We start from the raw sequence: 983 nt of genomic DNA, 5'->3' as shown, positions 1-983 counted from the left end.
ATTTGTTCGACTTCTTAACTACTGACAAGCACGAAGACGGTTTGATTGAAGCATTAGGCGGTTTATTGCCCGAAGCCCAAGGCGAAGATTACGAGGAACTGGACTTTGCCAATAAGATGAAGAAGAAACTTAAAAGAAAGAAAAGGAGATAAGGATTTAAAATCCAGGGTTGAAGTGTCACATTAATTAAAGGACTGCCTAAACTCTAATGGCGAAACAGAAGTACGGTTTTTGAACAACCGATGAAAGGACTGTGAATGCTCAAATCCTAACTGATAAGCTATTTCAGATACGGACATTGAGGTAGAAGATAAAAAGTTCCTTTGCTTTTTCAACCACCCAGTTTTGAATATGCTGCTGTGTGGTTTGTCCTGTTTCCACCCGAAGCATATCACTCAAATAATTGGGGCTTAGATGCAGCTCGCTCGCAACAAATTGAACAGTAGGAATACCTTTTTCAGCCAGTCTTTCACTTTTAAAATGCTCATCCAGTAAGGCTTCTAACTTCGTGAGTAAGTCGGTATTGGCTTTCTTTCGTGTCAGAAACTGGCGGTTGTAAAAACGGTCGCAATACTTTAGCAGCAATCCATATTGGATATGAGTAAATCCTGCTTAAAGCCGTCCATATTGTCAGCGATTTCCTTGCCTATATTTTCTATGTTGTGTAGTATAGATTTCTCTTCTTTTTCAGAAAGGTGCAAGGCTTCATTAGCGGCATACGAGAAATAGCCATAGTTCTTAATTTCTGATGCTAAGGGATAACCGTGAAGAAAATCAGGATGTACCACTAAAACAAATCCCTTTACGGCATTAAGCAGTACATCTTCAAATTGTAATACCTGATGCGGAGCAATGAAATTGTAATAGCCCCGACTTAATCTGACAGTTAAGTGTTAAAATAATTATCAGTTATTCAATATTATCCTTACTTCCAAAAGTAAGGATTTTTTGTTCCACTGCAAGAGTTTCCAATAATTTCTCTT

General features: G+C 38.1%; 1 pseudogene. It reads right to left on the bottom strand.

The annotated features are described in order from the left end of the window. Positions 1–182: 182 nt before the first annotated feature. Positions 183–869 (bottom strand): annotated as a pseudogene (locus GNY06_RS03255) (helix-turn-helix domain-containing protein); the annotation flags it as partial. Between the last annotated feature and the right edge of the window lie 114 nt (positions 870–983).

Source organism: Elizabethkingia argenteiflava, from assembly GCF_009904105.1.
In the GTDB taxonomy this organism is placed as follows: Bacteria; Bacteroidota; Bacteroidia; order Flavobacteriales; family Weeksellaceae; genus Elizabethkingia; species Elizabethkingia argenteiflava.
The sequence above is the reverse complement of the archived record's forward strand: the minus strand, read 5'-3'. Positions and strand labels throughout refer to the sequence as shown.